General features: G+C 70.5%; 15 protein-coding genes. 3 read left to right on the top strand and 12 right to left on the bottom strand.

Annotated elements, in window-relative coordinates; all coding sequences use genetic code 11:
- Positions 1 to 32 precede the first annotated feature (32 nt).
- Positions 33 to 791 carry a DUF4253 domain-containing protein gene (locus tag ACGFY5_RS39780; protein WP_392729197.1) on the top strand — a complete coding sequence of 253 codons (759 nt, stop codon included), beginning with the start codon at positions 33 to 35 and terminating at the stop codon, positions 789 to 791.
- Between the two features lies 1 nt (position 792).
- Here the strand turns inward: ACGFY5_RS39780 and ACGFY5_RS39775 are convergent, their stop codons facing one another.
- From ACGFY5_RS39775 to ACGFY5_RS39760, 4 genes are all read right to left on the bottom strand, one after another.
- On the bottom strand, positions 793 to 1,131 hold the full coding sequence (locus ACGFY5_RS39775) for a hypothetical protein (protein WP_392729195.1): 339 nt from the start codon (positions 1,129 to 1,131) through the stop codon (positions 793 to 795).
- A 114-nt stretch (positions 1,132 to 1,245) separates the two neighbouring features.
- Positions 1,246 to 2,550, bottom strand: a complete 1,305-nt coding sequence (locus ACGFY5_RS39770) for a glycogen debranching protein (RefSeq protein WP_392730020.1) — start codon at positions 2,548 to 2,550, stop codon at positions 1,246 to 1,248.
- A 470-nt stretch (positions 2,551 to 3,020) separates the two neighbouring features.
- Positions 3,021 to 3,395 (bottom strand): hypothetical protein, encoded by a 375-nt coding sequence (locus tag ACGFY5_RS39765; RefSeq protein WP_392729194.1) that lies wholly within the window; start codon positions 3,393 to 3,395, stop codon positions 3,021 to 3,023.
- A 41-nt stretch (positions 3,396 to 3,436) separates the two neighbouring features.
- Complete coding sequence (locus ACGFY5_RS39760; protein ID WP_392729192.1) at positions 3,437 to 4,414, bottom strand: phosphotransferase; 978 nt, start codon at positions 4,412 to 4,414, stop codon at positions 3,437 to 3,439.
- A gap of 31 nt (positions 4,415 to 4,445) precedes the next feature.
- Between ACGFY5_RS39760 and ACGFY5_RS39755 the strand changes: the two genes are divergently transcribed.
- Both ACGFY5_RS39755 and ACGFY5_RS39750 read left to right on the top strand, forming a co-directional pair.
- Complete coding sequence (locus ACGFY5_RS39755; protein ID WP_392729190.1) at positions 4,446 to 5,090, top strand: pentapeptide repeat-containing protein; 645 nt, start codon at positions 4,446 to 4,448, stop codon at positions 5,088 to 5,090.
- Positions 5,091 to 5,114: 24 nt separating this feature from the next.
- A complete protein-coding gene (locus ACGFY5_RS39750; RefSeq protein WP_392729188.1) occupies positions 5,115 to 5,945 on the top strand; it encodes an RDD family protein in 831 nt (276 codons plus the stop codon).
- On the opposite strand, the gene efeB is transcribed toward ACGFY5_RS39750, so the two are convergent.
- The 8 genes from efeB to ACGFY5_RS39710 all read right to left on the bottom strand — a co-directional run bounded on the left by efeB (position 5,918) and on the right by ACGFY5_RS39710 (position 16,387).
- Complete coding sequence (gene efeB, locus ACGFY5_RS39745; RefSeq protein ID WP_392729186.1) at positions 5,918 to 7,360, bottom strand: iron uptake transporter deferrochelatase/peroxidase subunit; 1,443 nt, start codon at positions 7,358 to 7,360, stop codon at positions 5,918 to 5,920. The two genes, ACGFY5_RS39750 and efeB, sit on opposite strands and share 28 nt — an antisense overlap.
- Before the next feature lie 64 nt (positions 7,361 to 7,424).
- On the bottom strand, positions 7,425 to 8,573 hold the full coding sequence (gene efeO, locus ACGFY5_RS39740; RefSeq protein WP_392729184.1) for an iron uptake system protein EfeO: 1,149 nt from the start codon (positions 8,571 to 8,573) through the stop codon (positions 7,425 to 7,427).
- Between the two features lie 78 nt (positions 8,574 to 8,651).
- Positions 8,652 to 9,515 carry an iron uptake transporter permease EfeU gene (gene efeU / locus ACGFY5_RS39735; protein ID WP_392729182.1) on the bottom strand — a complete coding sequence of 288 codons (864 nt, stop codon included), beginning with the start codon at positions 9,513 to 9,515 and terminating at the stop codon, positions 8,652 to 8,654.
- Between the two features lie 134 nt (positions 9,516 to 9,649).
- The gene (gene ahcY / locus ACGFY5_RS39730; protein WP_392729179.1) at positions 9,650 to 10,921 is read right to left on the bottom strand and encodes an adenosylhomocysteinase; all 1,272 of its coding nucleotides are present in this window, start codon (positions 10,919 to 10,921) and stop codon (positions 9,650 to 9,652) included.
- On the bottom strand, positions 10,918 to 12,558 hold the full coding sequence (locus ACGFY5_RS39725) for a DUF2142 domain-containing protein (RefSeq protein ID WP_392729177.1): 1,641 nt from the start codon (positions 12,556 to 12,558) through the stop codon (positions 10,918 to 10,920). Before ACGFY5_RS39725 ends, ahcY (ACGFY5_RS39730) begins: the two co-directional genes overlap by 4 nt.
- Before the next feature lie 88 nt (positions 12,559 to 12,646).
- Complete coding sequence (locus tag ACGFY5_RS39720) at positions 12,647 to 14,275, bottom strand: DUF2142 domain-containing protein (protein ID WP_392729175.1); 1,629 nt, start codon at positions 14,273 to 14,275, stop codon at positions 12,647 to 12,649.
- Between the two features lie 127 nt (positions 14,276 to 14,402).
- Positions 14,403 to 15,866: an adenosylhomocysteinase gene (ahcY, locus tag ACGFY5_RS39715; protein WP_392729173.1), complete on the bottom strand. Its 1,464-nt coding sequence runs from the start codon at positions 15,864 to 15,866 to the stop codon at positions 14,403 to 14,405.
- Positions 15,863 to 16,387 (bottom strand): MerR family transcriptional regulator, encoded by a 525-nt coding sequence (locus ACGFY5_RS39710; RefSeq protein WP_392729171.1) that lies wholly within the window; start codon positions 16,385 to 16,387, stop codon positions 15,863 to 15,865. The genes ahcY (ACGFY5_RS39715) and ACGFY5_RS39710 overlap by 4 nt, the downstream gene beginning before the upstream one ends.
- Positions 16,388 to 16,569 lie beyond the last annotated feature (182 nt).

Here is a 16,569-nt window from a genome sequence, read left to right as displayed (position 1 = left end):
GACATGTCGCTCGGCCTGAGAAGATTGGCGACGTGGCTGCTGTCAGTTCGTTCTCCGATCGAGGGGGCAACCCGCAGGACGTGTTCGTCCGGCTCGGCGTCGCGCTGCCCGGACTCGACCTCCTCTTCCGCTCGGGCACCGGCGTTCCGGTGTGGGCGTACCCCGTCGAAGCAGGTGAGGGCTTCGACCACTGGCTGCGCTTACGTCGGTTGCACGAGCGCACCGGCCTCTACCCGTTCCTGGTCGGGCCCGGCGACGAGACCGCCGACCTCGCGTACATGGCCGAGAACGACTGCGATCCCACCGCCGTCGAGCGGGGCCTGGCGATGGACGCCGCGCGGCGTCTCGCCGAGTTGGCCGAGGGGCAGAACACGATGTCGATCGAAGACGTCTACCTCAACCCCGACCTGGACGCCCAGCCCAGCCCCGAGCCCGAGTTCGTCTGGGACAAGCAGGAGACCCTCGTCGGGCTCATCCCGGCGCGGGCCGGCTACGAGGTGCCGGGATTGTTGTCCTGGCAGGGCGCGGTGAACTGCGACATCGACGGGGCGGACCACGTCGCGATCCTGAAGCGGTGGCACGACCTGCACGGCGCGCAGCTCGTCACGCTCTCGTTCGACATGCTGGAACTGCTGGTGCCGACGCCGCCGATGGATCCGCGCGAGGCAGCCGCGACAGCGGTCGAGCAGTACGCGTACTGCCCCGACGCCGTGGACCAGGGCGTCGGCTCGTTGGCCGCCCTCGCGGCAGGGCAGGTGCGCAGCCCGAGCTGGTACTTCTGGTGGGACTGACCTAGGCGGCGCGGTGGCGGCGTCGGCGGAGGTTCCACCAGGTCATCAGCGGGTCGAGAGCGGCTAGGACGTTCGGGAACGTCCGGTCCCACGGCAGGATCTCGTCGACGGGCAGCACCCGCCACTCGTTGGAGTGCAGCCAGGTGAGCTCGCCGACGAGTACGGCGGAGCCGCGGGACGGGCCCCGGTCGCGGTGCGGGCCGTAGAGCAGCCAGCGGTCGTGCGCGACCCGGAGCGTCATCCAGCCGGGTGGAAGGTACTGGGCGAACGTGTCGGTCGGCGGAGCTGCCTGGTCAACACTGGGCGTTTCGCGGCCCACGGTGAGCGAGTCGACGTCCATGCCCGTGAATACGGACGCCGAACGTTTTCGGCTCGATGAAGCTGCGATTCCCATCCCACAATGGCGCGAGCGCAAGCTCTGACCTGGAGCCCGCCGTGGGCGGCGCGCCGCCCACTAGTAGTCGAGCCAGTCCAGGATTACTGCCGCCGTCCAGCTTTGGCGGCGACTGCCCAGGGCCTCGCCGGTCAGGGGCTCGTAGTACTCGGAGAAGGCGCCGTCGCCGACCAGTTCGAGCGTCTCCGAGCGCAGACGCTGGGCCTCGGCGGCGTGACCGTGGCGGGCGTGCGCCCACCCGAACAGCCACGACACCACGGGCCACTGCGGCCCACGCCAGTACTCCCGCGACTTGAACCCCGCCGAGTCCGGCGAGACCGTCGGCGGCACCTTTGCGACCAGGTCCGGGTGGCCGGCCCAGCGAGGCCCGTGCAGCGTCGAGATCAGCGCGCGTTCGGCGTCGGCATCGAGACCGCCACAGATCAACGGCGCGAAACCCGCGAGGGTCTCGACGTCGATCCAGGCGCCGGCGCGCCGGTCGAAGTCCCGGGCCAGCCCGGTCTCCGGCGAGCACGACGCAGCGACGGCCGCTCGCGACCGCGCGGCCCACGCCCGCAGGTCGGCGACCTGCGCTGGCGGCATCCCGAACTCGTCACCGAGGTCGGCGAGCACGTCCGAGGCCACCGCGAAGATCGCGCTCACCAGCACGTCCGCGACCAGGAAACTGCAGGTCTCGTACACCTTCACCGGGTCGTAGGAGACGCGGCGCATCTCCTCGATCAGCCAGAGGTACCTGTCGTACTCGACGTCGGTCGGCCGCTCGGCGCCGTCACGCACCAACTCACGGTCGAGCCGCACGTACGACGGCAGGTCCGGGCCGGGGACGACGGCCGAGTAGGGCCGGTCCCAGCGCGGCGAGTTGTCCATGCCGGATTCCCAGCCGTGCACGACAGCGATCAGGCCGGTGCCCTCCGGGTCGCGGTACCGCGCGAGCCACGCGTGCCAGCGGTACAGCGACTCCCACGAGTCGAGCACGAGCTTCTCACCGGCGGCCCGGTCCTCGTCGGAGCCCCTGCGGGCGACCTCGAGGATGCGACCCACCGCGATCGCGTGGACCGGCGGCTGGCAGATGCCGGACGTCAACGGCGCCTGCGGCGCGGACGCGGACAGCTCGGCGGTGCCCCACCGACCCGGGCCCGGGAAATAACCACCGCGGTCGCCGTAGACGATGTGCGGGATCATGCCGTCGGCCCACTGCGCGGCCAGGAGCGTCCGGAGCTCCTGCCCCGCGCGCTCGACGCCCAGGTGCGCCAGGCCGATCGAGATGAACGCGGCGTCCCAGCTCCACAGGTGTGGGTACAGCGCCGGCGCGGCGGTCACCATGGTGCCGATGTCGTTGCTGCGCAGCACGTCGGCAGCTTCCATCGCCAGGTCCGCGACTCCGCGGTCGGGACGGGTGACGGGCAGCAGGGCAGGCTGGGCTTCGGGCCCGGCGGTCATGACGGTCTCCAACGCGACGAAATCGTTCGGTGGGCACCGGCCGGCCCGGCACACGTCATTCGTGCGGCAGGCACAGGGCACCAGGCGTCACCAACGACGCCACGGCCGGATGGTCGGGGGGCTCGCCGGCGGGTAGCCGACTGCGGATGGAGCCACTCCCTTGCGTCGACCCGCGATCCACCTGGTTGACACGTGGTGTTCGCGGTCGAGCAACAAGAACGTTACAGAGTTTGCTGAGCAGGCGGTATCTCGACGCGGTCCGTCAGCAGGTCGGACCGCATCAGCCTTTCGCCGTCAGAGATCGTCCGGGTGGTCATCGCCGCAGGACGCCCGCGTACTGCCGACAGGGCGTCGATGCCGGGCGTACCGATGGCGAGGTGCGGACGTGGCGGAGATCACGCGCGCTCCGTCTTCCGGATTCCACGTAGTGGACCCATCCTGCGCCGCACCGGCGCGCTGATCAGGACGGTCACCGTCACGGCGACCGCCAGCACGTGGGCGGTCACCCACCCGCGGTGACCGGCCGCCGCGCCGGCGTCGAACACCTGCTTGACGCAGTACGCCTCGTACGCGGCGATCGCCAGCAGGAGCAGCGCCGGCACCAGGTTCGCGCCGCGCCAGATCCGGTAGAGCAGGAACGCCTGGAGCAGGTAGGTGAGCAGCCCGACGGCCGAGTCGCCGCCGTGCGAGACGAAGTACGCGTACGTGTTGGCCACGAGCACGAGCAGCAACAGCGTCCCTGGACGCTGGAGTACCGCTCGAATGGGCATGTCGTGTTCATCGGGGCACGACGCTCGCTTCGAAGGAAACTTCAGCGCCTTCTGTACAGCCACCGCAGCGCAGCGGCTGCCTCGGCCAGCTGGAACGCCCGTACCTCCGGCGCGTACCAGGGCGCCGGCTCCAACCCCACTGTCACCAGGAACCCGGCCAGCGCCGCCACCGTCGCGGTGATCGTCTCCGGTGCGACGTCCCTGGTCAGTGGGTGGCTACGAACAATTTCCTCGACGTCGACCGCGGCGGACGCCGCCACGCCCGGCAGGAAGAACAGCAGGTCGAGCCAGGGCGCCCCCACGCTCGCGGACGGCCAGTCGACGAACCACACCCGCTCGTCGGTGAGCAGGATGTTGTCGGCGCGCAGGTCGCCGTGGAGCAGCGTGTCCCCGTCGGCGCACACCGACCAACCGGCTTCCAGGCGGGCGAGCTGATCCAGGTCACCGGCCGCGCGATCGGCGAGATCGGCGGGCAGCGCGGCCTTGAGGTCCTCCGCTCCGGAGGGGCTGTTCGCGAGGGACCGCCAACCGGTCAGGTCCGCCGCCCAGTCGGTGACGAACCGCGGCCCGGTGAGCGGGGCCGGTGTCGTCGCGGCAGCGCAGTCGGCCACCGCGGCGAGCACCCGCTCGAGGTCCCCGGGCGTCCAGGGCAGCGCCGGTGGGCGGCCGTCGACGTCGGTGCAGGCCAGCGCAGCCCAGCGTCCGTCGTCGTAGACACCGAGCAGGTCCGGCGCCGGGGCGTCGGGCCGCAGCGAGCCCAGGACCCGGGCCTCCCGGCGGAGCTTCTCGACCTCGAAGGCGCCCCGGTGCACGCCGGCGGCCTTCAGGAAAGCGCGTCGCCCGTCCGCCAGCCGGACCCGGGACGCGAGCCCGGGTGTCAGGCCGAGCGGAGCGCTGTGGGCTTCCACGACCTCGGTGCCGAGCGCGGATTCGATGCCGGTGCGTACGTCCGCCGGGAGTTCCGACCAGGTCGGGCGTGGGCGGCCCCGGCTGCCGGGTCCGGTCGCGGCGGTTTCCACGGGGTCATTCTCCAGGAGCTACGGTCTGAGGGTGCCTCCGACCGGGACCGTCCCCCGCCCGCCCCAGCTGGACCTCGACGATCTGGAGCCCGTCGACGGGCCGATCGACGACGAGATCGACCTCTACCGCAACCGCCTGACCGGCTCTTACGTCGGTGTGGCCGGCCGCGGCGAGATCGCGACGGTGTACGCCGACGGCGCCGACTTCACCGGGACGAAATTCGAGCCGCTCGACGTGAGTGACGTGCGGATCGAGCGGTCGGACCTGGCCGGTGCCCGGTGGGAAGGGGTGTCCGCGCGTCGGGTGGTGATCGCCGACTCCCGGTTGGTCGGATGGCGGCTGCTCGCGTCGTTCGCCGAGGACGTGCTGGTCAGTGGCTCGCGCTGGGACAGCGGCAGCCTGTTCGTCCGGCGCGCCAAGGGTTCGGTGGTGTTCCGCGACTGCACGTTCGCGGGCACGACGATCCGCGGTGACCTCTCGGGGTTCGTGTTCGACGGGTGCGACCTGGCCGGTGCCGAGTTCGGTGCGGACGCGGCCCGCAAGTGCGACCTGCGGACCTCACGCCTGGAAGGTGCGAAGGGCCTCACGACGCTGCGCGGCGCGCTCATCACGTCCGACCAGGCCATCGCCCTGGCCGACGTCCTGGCCGCCGAACTGGGCTTCACGATCTCGTAGCGGGCGTATGGGAAAGTGAGCGCTGTGACCTCGGAGCGGCAGCGGTTGATCATCGGCGAGGCCGTCGAGGTCGAGCTGCCGGTCGCCCGGCTCGCCACACGGGCCACCGCGGTCGCGATCGACGCGTTCATCCAGCTGTTTCTGTTGTTCGCGCTGAACATCGTGCTCGCGCAGGTCGTGATCAGCACGAACGTCGCGGTGGGAGCCACGCTCTCGATCCTGGTGCTGGTGTTCGTCTTCATCGTCTGGCCGGTCGCGTTCGAGACGCTCACCCGTGGGCGTAGCCCGGGGAAGTTCGCGATGGGGCTGCGGGTCGTGCGTGACGACGGCGGCCCGATCCGGTTCCGGCACGCGCTGACCCGCGGTCTGATCGGCGTCGCGGTGGAGTGGCCCGGTCTGTTGCTGGCGCCGCTGACGTGGATCTTCGGGTCGGCGTGCATCCTGTTCACCGCGCGGGCCAAGCGCCTCGGTGACCTCGCTGCGGGCACGATCGTGCTGGTCGAGCGGCTGCCCGATCTGCGGGGGCAGCAGATCGTGATGCCGCCGGAGCTGGCGCGCTGGGCGCGCGACCTCGACCTCGCCGGCATCGACGACGCACTCGCGATGACGCTCCGACAGTTCCTGACGCGTTCCGGGGGTATGCGCGCCGAGGCGCGGGCCTCGCTCGGGCGGCGGCTGGCCGACGAGGTCTACCACAGCACGACGCCTCCCCCGCCACCCGGTACGCCGGCGTGGGCTTACCTCACCGCGGTGCTCGCCGAGCGCCGACGCCGCGAGGCCGACCGCCTCGCAGCCCGCCGCGCGGTAGTAGCCCTCGGCGCTCCCGGTCAGCCGAACAGGGTGTCGCCCCAGTAGCTTCCTTTCTTCACGCCCGGGGGGACGGCGTAGATCGCGCTGCCGACGTGTTTGACGTACTCGTTCATCGCGTCGGCACGAGCCAGGTTCTGCTGGATCGGGATGAACTGTTTGCGCGGGTCACGCTGGTAGGCGAGGAAGAACAGCCCGGCGTCCAGGCGGCCCAGACCGTCGGACCCGTCGACGAAGTTGTAGCCGCGCCGGAGCAGACGGGCCCCGTTGTTGAAGTCCGGGTGCGCCAGACGCGTGTGGGCGTTCTCGGCGATCACCGGCTCGGAGGCACCGGTCACCGTGTCGAACTCGAACTCGTCGAACTCGCGGGTGTTCTCGTCCGGGCTCGTGGTGGGGGCGCCGCTGCCCTTGAAGCGACCGAAGATCATCTGCTGCTCGTCCAGCGACGTGCGGTCCCACGTCTCGATGTGCATGCGCATCCGGCGCGCGACCAGGTACGAGCCGTTCGTCATCCAGGGCGTGCCGTCGGCCCCGGACACCCAGAGCTGCTCCTCGAGGAGCTTGGCGTCCTCGGCCTTGAGGTTCGCGGTGCCGTCCTTGAACCCGAACAGGTTGCGCGGGGTGGCCTGGTCGCGCGAAGTCGACGACGTCCGGCCGAACCCGAGCTGCGACCAGCGCACCGCCACCGCGCCGAACCCGATGCGGGCGAGGTTGCGCACGGCGTGCACGGCTACCTGCGGGTCGTGGGAGCACGCCTGGATCGCGAGGTCACCCCCGGAGCGGGCCTCCTCGAGGTCGTCGCCGGGGAAGGCCGGGAGGTCGACGAGCGCGGGCGGGCGCTGTGACGTCAGCCCGAAGCGTTTGTCGAACAGCGACGGGCCGAAACCGATCGTCAGCGTGAGCTGGGACGGTGGGAGGCCGAGCGCCTCGCCGGTGTCGGCGGGGGGTGCCTCGACCGGTCCGCCGAGGTCACCCGCGGAGTCGCCGATGGTCATGCGTTCGGCGGCCTTCGTCCACTCGCGGAGCAGGTCGACGAGGTCGGCGCGGTTCTCGGTGGTGATGTCGAAGCTGACGAAGTGCAGGCGGTCCTGCGCCGGGGTGGTGATGCCGGCCTGGTGTGTGCCGTGGAACGGCACCGAGCCCGCCGCGTCGCTGCCGGCCGATCGCGCCCCGGAGCGTGCGTCCGCCACGACGTATCCCCCGGTCGCCGCAGCCCCCAGCCCGGCCAACCCGACCGCCCCGGCCCCGAGCAACCGCCGCCGAGAAAACCCCCGCCGCCCCGGCGTCTCCCGCCCTGGAGCGCTCCGCGACGGCGCATCCGCCGGAGCCGCAGCATCCGCATCCGCAGCGGCACCGCTGCCGACCGCCGGGCCGGCCTGAGCGCCGCCGCCGACCGCCGGGCCGGCCGGGGCGTTCGGCGCGGGGGCGGTGTCGGCCGCCGCGCGGCCCTTCGACGCGTCCATTGCTCAGCCCTCCCGTCAGATCGCCCGGAGGGCGCCCCGGAAGCCGGGGCGCCCTCAGGCTGGGTTACTTCTGTGCGACTACCGCGGCGACCTTGCTCAGCGGCTCGCTCAGCGCGTCGACGGCGGTCGCGAACGACTTGATCTCCGCCGGGGTCAGATCGGTGTAGAGCTTGAACCCGTCGTCGGTGGCCTGCGCGTCCAGCAGCTTCTGCACGGCGTCGAAGCGCGTGTCGAGCTCCTTGACCAACGCCGGGTCACGCTCCTCCAGCGTCGGACGCAGCGCGGCGATCGCCGCCTTCGACCCCTCCACGTTGGCCTGGAAGTCCCACAGGTCCGTGTGCGAGTACCGGTCTTCCTCACCGGTGATCTTCCCGGTCGCGACCTCGTCGAGCAGCCCCTTCGCCCCGTTGGCCAGCTGCAGCGGCGACAGCTTCACCGAGTTGGACTTCGTGACGACCTCCTGCACGTCCTTCAGCAGCTGGTCGGCCAGCGCACCGTCCTTCGAGACGTCCCCGGTCACCCACAGGTCCTTCTCGATCCGGTGGAAGCCGGTCCACTCGGTACCCGGCTCGACGTCGTTCTCCCGAGCGTCGGTACGCGGGTCGAGGTCACCGAAGCTCTCGGCGACCGGCTCGATCCGCTCCCAGTACGTCCGCGCGACCGGGAACAGCGCCTTCGCCTGCGGCACGTCGTTCGCCTTCACGGCGTTGACGAACTCCGTCGTCTTCGCGATCAGCGCGGTGGTCTGGCTCTTGACGTAACGCTGGTAGCTCTCGGTGGCCTCGGCGAGCTGCGCATCGGTACCCAGCGACTCCGAAGCGCCAGTGACCTTCAGCGCCGTACGCAGGCCGGTGCCCTTCATGCCGGGCTTGCAGGTCCCCTCGTACGAACCGGCGGGCAGCTCGACGATCAACTTCCGGCTCAGGCCGGGGCCGATGTTCTCGACCTCACCCATGATCCGGTCGCCCTCGGCGTACACGTAGAACTCGGTGACCTTCGAGCCCGTGTTCTTGATCTCGAACGTGCTGGTACCGGCGTCGAGATCGGTTTTGTCGAGCTTGCACGACGAGTCGGTGGCAGCGACCGAGATCGGGCCGCCGCTCTTCTCACCGCTGGAACCTTCGTCGTCGGACGAGCTGCAGCCGGCCGCACCGAACAGCGTGACGCCCGCGAGCGCCACGGCGAACACGGTGGTGGGTCTGGACATGCGCATGTGGGGGTCTCTCTCCATCGTTCCGGCAGGCGGCCGGCGGGGTGCGGGAAAACGGCCTGTCGGCCGGGTGGGGAGCGCTCAGGTGCCGGTGGCCGCGGGCTCGGTGGCCGGCGTCGGCTGGGTGGCGGTGGTCTTCTTGCTCGGCCAGAGGAAGAAGGTGAGAACCGGGACCAGGTAGGCGAGCCAGGCGATCGCCTGGAGCACGGTGGTCTGCGGCTGGAAGTTGAAGATGCCCTTGAGCAGCGTCCCGTACCAGCTGTCGGGCGGGATCTGCGCGCTGACGTCGAACGCCAGCGAGTTCAACCCCGGCAGCACTTCGGCTTCCTGCAGGTCGTGGAAGCCGTACGCGAAGATGCCCGCCGCGACGACGACGAGCAGCGCGCCGGTCCAGGTGAAGAACGTGGCGAGATTGATGCGGACGGCGCCCTGGTAGAGCGCGAACGCCAGCACGACGGCGATCGCGATGCCGACCAGGAAGCCGAAGAGCGGTCCGGCTTCGCTGTCGGCCTGCTGCGCCGCGCTGAAGAAGAACAGCGTCGTCTCCAGGCCCTCGCGCGCCACCGCGAGGAACGCCATCAGCGCGACAGCTCCGGCGCCCATCGCGATCGCCGCTTCGAGTTTGTCGGTGAGCTCGGCTTTGAGGTGCCGGGCCGTCCGGCGCATCCAGAAGATCATCCAGGTGACGAGCCCGACCGCGATGATCGACAGGAACCCGCCGGCGAGCTCCTGCTGCTTGAACGTGTCGAGGCCGGTGACGGCGTAGGTGAGCAGCGCACCGAAGGCCACCGCGAGCACGACCGCGCCCGCCACCCCGGCCCAGACGAGCGGCAGCCGGTTGCGGCGCTCGGTCTTGACCAGATAGGCGACCAGAATGCTCACCACGAGCGCCGCTTCGAGCCCTTCGCGGAGCCCAATGAGCAGATTCGGGAAGAAGTAATCCACCGTCCCCGTTCCCTCCGCCGACATCTGAGTGAGCGGGGCAACGGTAAGCCTTACCTAAGGCGAACTCAACAGGGTGCGCCCTACCAATTGCGTCACACAACTTTGTAGACAGTGGGCAACTGCAAACGTGCAGGTCAGGACGACCAAGACGTGAGGTAGGCGAGTTGCGTTTCCGTGAGGATGTCGAGAGTCACGTCTAGCGCGGCCAATTTCAGCCGCGCGATCTCGCGGTCGATACCCGGCGGGACCTCAAGCACGGCCGAGGGAAGCGTGCCCGGCTCGTTGTGCAGCAGCCACTCCGCGGAGAGCGCCTGCATGCCGAACGCGATGTCCATGACCGCGGCGGGGTGCCCCTCCGCACCGGCCAGGTTGGCCACCCGCCCCTCGGCGACCAGGAGCAGCCGCCGACCGTCCTTCTGCACGTACTCGTCGACGTGCGGACGCACCTCGGTGTTGCGCGCGATCGCGTTCGCGGTCAGCCAGGCCACGTCGATCTCCAGGTCGAAGTGCCCGGCGTTGGCGAGCACCGCACCGTCTTTCATCACCGCGAAGTGCTCGTCGCGAATGACGTCGCGGTTGCCGGTGACAGTGATGAACACGTCGCCGAGCGGCGCCGCCTGAGCCATCGTCAGCACCGCGTAGCCGCTGAGCGTGGCGTCCAGGGCCCGGGCCGGGTCGACCTCGGTGACGACGACACGCGCACCCAGCCCGGTGAGCCGGGCGGCGATCCCCTGCCCGACGTGCCCGAAGCCGGCGACCACCACGTTCGCGCCGGCGAGCAGCGTGTTCGTGCTGCGCAGCAGAGCGTCGATCGACGACTGGGCAGTGCCGATGCGGTTGTCGACGAGGTTCTTCGTGGGCGTGTCGGTGACCGCCACGACCGGGTACCGGAGCGCTCCGGCCGACTCCATCGCGCGGAGCCGCACGATGCCGCTGGTCGTCTCCTCGCAGCCGCCCCGCAGGCCCGACAGGAGGTCCTGGTAGTCGGTGTGGAGCGCGGTGGCCAGGTCACAGGCGTCGTCGAGCACGAGCAGCGGCGGACGCGCGAGCACCGCGTCGAGGTGCTGGCGGTAGGTGACCGAGTCGGACCGGTGCCTGGCGAACACGCTGACGCCGAACTCGGTGACCAGCGCGGCCGCGGTGTCGTCCTGCGTCGAGAGCGGGTTGGAGGCGCACAGCCGGATCTCCGCGCCACCGGCCTGCAGCGTGCGGACCAGGTTCGCGGTCTCCGCGGTGATGTTCAGGCACGCCGCGATGCGGACGCCCTCGAACGGCCGCTGGGCGGCGAAGCGGTCGCGGATCGCACGCAGTACCGGCATCGACCGGTCGGCCCATTCGATGCGGCTGTGACCGTGTGCGGCGAGCCCGAGGTCTGCGACGTCGTACGGGACTCTCGGAGCACTCACGGAGCGACCGCTCCGTTCGGCAGCCGGCTGTCGGCGGCCGCCTGGGCAGGCGTCACGGGTACTGTCGTCGTCGCCGCTGAAGGCTCGAGGTCGGGCTGCACGCCGCCCAGCGTTTCATCTTCGGGCGCGACGGGCGCAGCCGCCACCGGCGCGTCGGTCTCGGTGACCCGGCGGACGAACCAGAGCGCCAGCAGCACGAGGGCCACGACACCGACGGTTTCCAGCAGCAACGGCACGAACGAGCCGAGCGGTGGGGTCCAACTGCCGCGCAGCGGGTTGAGGCCGCGGCCCTGGCCGAACTGATAGCGCGACTGGACCAGCAGCAGCGTCCACAGGTGCAGCACACCGGTGACCACCGTGACGCCCGGCACGATCCGCGCCACTCCGGTGGTGCCCAGCGCCCGGTCGACCCGGCGCAGCGACACGGCGGCCAGCACCAGGCCGACACCGAACGGCATGACGTACCGGCCGTGCTGCGACCAGCCGATGTTGCGCAGGTAGAACAGCTCGAGCGCGATCAGCGACAGGAACGACGTCGCCAGGATCCCGAGCAGCACCAGCGCGTGGTGACGCTTCACCACGGCCAGCGCCGGACCGACCAGCGCCCCGACCAGCAGGTACCAGGCGATGCTCGTCCAGTTCGGCACCGTGGTCTCGCCGTAGCCGAACTGGCCGACGATCTGGTTGACCCAGAACGTCATGCGGGTCTGTGCCAGCTGCCGCAGCGCGTCGGACCAGGGCGTGTTCGCCCCGTCGTTGCCGATTGCGCCCTCGCTGTCGGAGAGCCCCGACAGCAGCATCCAGCCGATCGCGTACAGGCCGACGAACGCGCCGGCGCCCAGCACCCACCAGACGTCGTGCCTGCGGACCAGCGCCATCACCGAGCCGCGCCGGGACAGCAGCAGACAGGCCGCGACGATCAGCACGAGGAAGACCGGGCCGAGCGCACGCAGCACGAGCAGCAGCGAGGCCGTGATGCCGGCCAGCACGACGAGCTGCCGGGTGAACCGTTCCTCGAGCTCACCGGGGCGGGCCCGGAACAGCGTCAGGAGCGTCGACCAGAGCAGCACGCCCGCGGCGATCTCCCACCCGTTCGGGTTGATCGCACCGTCGAGGTTCATGGCCATCGGCGTGGCGACGACGACCAGGCCCGCGAGCAGCAGCGGACGCCGACGGCGGAACGCGATGAGCACCGCGGCGCCGAGCATCAGGGCCGCACCGAGCGCGGAGACCATGCGGGCGGCGACGATCCCGGCGAAGTCGGGCGAGATCAGCAGCGGTAGACCGACGACCGCGTAGTAGACCGGGTTGTACCGGCCGGCGGCGCTGGCGACGCGGGTGGTGGACTCGTCGTCGGGCGCCGGGGTCTGGCAGCTGGCGGGGGGCCGGTCCTCGTCCTTGAACGTGCAGTCGATGTCGCCCGGCAGGAGGCTGCGCGGCACGTCGAACCAGGCGCCGCCGCCGCGGATGGCGTCCGTGGGCTTCGCGTAGACCTGACCGCTGGCCACCCCGTAGGCACGGACGAGGTGCTGCGACTCGTCGTAGGTGCCGTTGACCGGCAGAGCCGCAGCCCAACCGGCACCCATGAGGAAGAACGAGACGACCGCGACGACGAGCACCCACCGGCCCCGGACCACGACCTCATCCTCCCCGGCGAAGAACCCGTGCCCCGCCTCGTCTCGGACACACTAGTGGTCGGGTGCGACAGGTCCGCGCCCGGCGCGGTCAGTCCGAGGAGCGCTCGGGTACTGAACCGATCCGAGCGGACGGGCGGGCGACGCGCGGCTGACGTCGCCCGGGCACGATCGCGTCGAGAGCGACGGCGATCGCCGGGGCGGCGCCGGGCTTGGGCGCCCGCGAGAGCACGACGAGCACGACGAGCAGCAGACCGCCGAGCGCGGTGGTGAGCAGCGGGATCTGCGGGCCGACAGCGGGCAGCCAGGTCCCGTGCAGCGCGCCCAGCGCCTTCTCCCGCTGGTCGACCTGGAACCGGGTCATGACGACGGCCAGCGCCCAGAGGTGCATCAGCCCCGCGCCGGAGGCACAGAGCAGCACGAACCGTTTGGTGGCGACCTCGCCGAACCGGTGTTCCCAGCGCCGCAGGCAGCCGGCGTACAGCAGCGCGCCGACGCCGAACGGCAGGATGTACCGGCTCTGCTGCGCCCAGCCGATGTGCTGGTAATAGAGCACCTCGAAGCCGACGAGCAGCGCGACGCTGACGGCCGCGATGCCGAGGATCGCCGCGGACTGGCGCCAGGTGGCGAACAGCAGCGTGGGCACGATGATCAGGAGCGCCAGCGCGTACCAGGCCACCAGCAGCCCGTTGGGCGCCTGCACCTCGCCGTAGCTGAACCGGCCGACGACCTGGGCCACCCACTGGGTGAGCCGGTCGCCCAGGATGTACGCGATCTTCTCGACGAACGAGAGGTGGCGCGGTGTGGTCTCCGCCGGCGGGTTGTTGAGCACACCGGAGAACAGCGACCAGGCGACGCCCAACAGCCCGGCGATCGCGACGCCGATGCCGACGGCGCGGAAGTCACGGCGCTGCCGTAGCTCGCGGGTGCGGCCGGGCCGGGCGACGGCCATGCAGGCCAGCACCGTCAGGCCGAGCAGCAGCGGGCCGAGCGTCCGGATCGACACCAGCGTGGCGGCGCCGATGCCGGCGGCCAGCAGCAGCTGGCTCGTCCACCGGTCGCTGAGCTCACCGGCCCGCGCGCGGACCAGCGTCAGGAGGGCGGTCCAGGTCAGCACGCCGGCGGCCAGTTCCAGGCCGCTCGGGTTGATCGAGCCGGCCAGGTTGAGCATGTTGGGGGTGGCCGCCACGATCACCGCGGCGAGCAGCAGCGGGCTGCGCCGACGGACCGCGATCGTCGCGGACGCGGCCAGCAGCCCGGCCACCATGGCCGCGGACACCAGGCGGCCGAGGATGATGCCGGCCATGTTCGGGCTGAGCACCATCGGCAGGCCGACCGGCACGTAGTAGAGCGGGTTGTAGCGCCCGGCCGCGGTGCCGACCTCGGTACGGCTCGGGTCGTCCGGCGGGCGCTGCAGGCAGGACGCGGGCAACTCCCACCGGTAGGTGCAGTCGGCGTTCACCGGCAGCAGGCTGCGGGGGACGTCGTACCAGGCACCACCGCCCCGGGCCGCGGCGGCGGGCGCGGAGTACAGCTGCCCGCTGGCGGCGCCGTAGGCGCGGACGATGTGCTCGTCTTCGTCGTTGGTGCCGTTGGCCGGCAGCGCGAGCGCCCAGCCGGCGCTGACGAGGAAGAACGCCGTGAAAGCGAGGAGGAAGACGGCCCGCGACCGCATCGGGCGGACCAGCTTCGGTGGCCAGCTGACGGCGTCCTTTGACACAGCACCTCCTGGCGGCGGAGCCGCCCGGTTACTCGGCGCCGGGGCACCCACGAGTGGATGCCCCGGCGTTGCTCCGAACCCCTATACCCACGGACAGGGGGCGCTACTCATCGATTCTCGAGGAATATCAGTACCGGTAGTGGTCGGGCTTGTACGGCCCCTCCACCGGCACGCCGATGTAGTCGGCCTGCTCCTTGTTGAGCTCGGTGAGCTTCACGCCGAGAGCGGCCAGGTGCAACCGGGCCACCTTCTCGTCGAGGTGCTTCGGGAGCACGTACACCTGCTTGTCGTACTCCGACGTCTTGGTGAACAGCTCGATCTGGGCGATCGTCTGGTTCGCGAAGCTGTTCGACATCACGAAGCTCGGGTGACCGGTGGCGTTGCCCAGGTTCAGCAGACGGCCCTCGCTCAGGACGATGATCGAGTGGCCGTCCTCGAAGACCCACTCGTCGACCTGCGGCTTGATGTTGTTCCGGACGATGCCCGGGGTCTTCGCCAGGCCGGCCATGTCGATCTCGTTGTCGAAGTGGCCGATGTTGCCGACGATCGCCTGGTGCTTCATCTTGGCCATGTCGGCGGCCATGATGATGTCCTTGTTGCCGGTCGTCGTGATGAAGATGTCGGCGATGCCGACGACCTCGTCCAGCGTGGTGACCTGGTAGCCGTCCATCGCCGCCTGCAGCGCGCAGATCGGGTCGATCTCGGTGACGATGACCCGGGCGCCCTGGCCGCGCAGCGACTCGGCGGAGCCCTTGCCCACGTCGCCGTAGCCGAAGACGACAGCGACCTTGCCGCCGATCAGCACGTCGGTGCCACGGTTGATGCCGTCGATCAACGAGTGACGGCAGCCGTACTTGTTGTCGAACTTGCTCTTGGTGACCGAGTCGTTGACGTTGATCGCCGGGAAGAGCAGGGTGCCGGCCTTGGCGGACTCGTACAGGCGGTGGACGCCGGTCGTGGTCTCCTCGGTGACGCCCTTGATTTCCGCCGCGACGTTCGTCCAGCGCTGCGGGTCCTCGGACAGCGTCCGGTTGAGCAGCGTCAGGATGACGCCGAACTCCTCGCTGTCGGCGGTCTCCGGCGCGGGCGCGGAGCCGACCTTCTCGAACTCGACGCCCTTGTGCACGAGCAGCGTGACGTCGCCGCCGTCGTCCAGGATCATGTTCGGGCCCTTACCGCCGGGCCAGGTCAGGATCTGCTCGGTGCACCACCAGTACTCCTCCAGCGTCTCGCCCTTCCAGGCGAAGACCGGGACGCCCTGGGGGTCCTCCGGAGTGCCGTTCGGGCCCACGGCGACGGCGGCGGCCGCGTGGTCCTGGGTGGAGAAGATGTTGCAGGAGGCCCAGCGCACCTCGGCGCCGAGCGCGACCAGGGTCTCGATCAGCACCGCGGTCTGGATCGTCATGTGCAGCGAGCCGGTGACCCGGGCGCCGCGCAGCGGCTGCTCCGCTGCGAATTCCTTGCGGATGGACATCAGCCCGGGCATCTCGTGCTCGGCGAGCTGGATCTCCTTGCGGCCGAACGCGGCCAGGGAGAGGTCGGCGACCTTGAACGGGAGGGTTCCCGCCGGGGCGTCGGTGACGGCTGTCATCGGTTCTCCTCGTGAGTCCGGTGCGCACCCGGACGGCGACCGGAACGGTTCCGGACGTCGTCGTCCGAGATGTCCACAACCGGGTATGTCCCAGTATCGTCCGGGATATCGACTATCGGATACGCCCCCGTAGGAGCGTCGACCGGGGCGGGACGGGAACGCTGCGCGACCGGGATCTCAGCCAGCAGCTTCTGGTGCTTGTCGTACTCCCAGCGCAACCAGTCGTCGGCGGGAACATCCGCCGGGGGAGCCGGGCGGGCCTGGAACCATTCGTCCAGCGCTGCCCGAAGCTCCTCGTCGCGGCGCAGCCGCAGCGCGAAGCCCACGTCGGTGAGCCCGATGTCGAACTGCTGCAGCAGCTCCCGCAGCGTCCGGAGGCGCTGGAGCTCGGCCGGACCGTACAGGCGGTACCCGCCGGCCGACCGCGGTGCGGCCACCAGCCCGACCTGCTCGATGTAGCGGAGCATCCGCGGTGACCACCCGGTGGTCTCCGCTGCCTCCTGGATCGTGAGCGTACTCATTGCCATTTGAGGTTAGCAGCGTTCTGTGAAGGTTCCGAATCGGCGGCGGCACGCAACCGATTGCGGCTGTACGGCGTCAATAGACCGACGGCTGAGTCTGTTATGCGACAACGGCGGGGAACGTCCTCGGTCACTCGGACCAAGAGTGACATCATCGGTGGAGGACCGGAGGCGAGGAACTG

The organism is Cryptosporangium sp. NPDC048952, assembly GCF_043197895.1.
GTDB lineage: Bacteria > Actinomycetota > Actinomycetes > Mycobacteriales > Cryptosporangiaceae > Cryptosporangium.
This window is presented reverse-complemented; position numbering and strand designations above follow the sequence as displayed.

Excerpts from the sequence above, each read along its gene's own strand:
- ACGFY5_RS39775 (WP_392729195.1), bottom strand. The coding sequence starts at position 1,131 with ATGGACGTCGACTCGCTCACCGTGGGCCGCGAAACGCCCAGTGTTGAC.
- ACGFY5_RS39770 (WP_392730020.1), bottom strand. The coding sequence starts at position 2,550 with ATGGAAGCTGCCGACGTGCTGCGCAGCAACGACATCGGCACCATGGTG.
- ACGFY5_RS39765 (WP_392729194.1), bottom strand. The coding sequence starts at position 3,395 with ATGCCCATTCGAGCGGTACTCCAGCGTCCAGGGACGCTGTTGCTGCTC.
- efeB (WP_392729186.1), bottom strand. The coding sequence starts at position 7,360 with ATGGACGCGTCGAAGGGCCGCGCGGCGGCCGACACCGCCCCCGCGCCG.
- efeO (WP_392729184.1), bottom strand. The coding sequence starts at position 8,573 with ATGCGCATGTCCAGACCCACCACCGTGTTCGCCGTGGCGCTCGCGGGC.
- ahcY (WP_392729173.1), bottom strand. The coding sequence starts at position 15,866 with ATGACAGCCGTCACCGACGCCCCGGCGGGAACCCTCCCGTTCAAGGTC.
- ACGFY5_RS39710 (WP_392729171.1), bottom strand. The coding sequence starts at position 16,387 with ATGAGTACGCTCACGATCCAGGAGGCAGCGGAGACCACCGGGTGGTCA.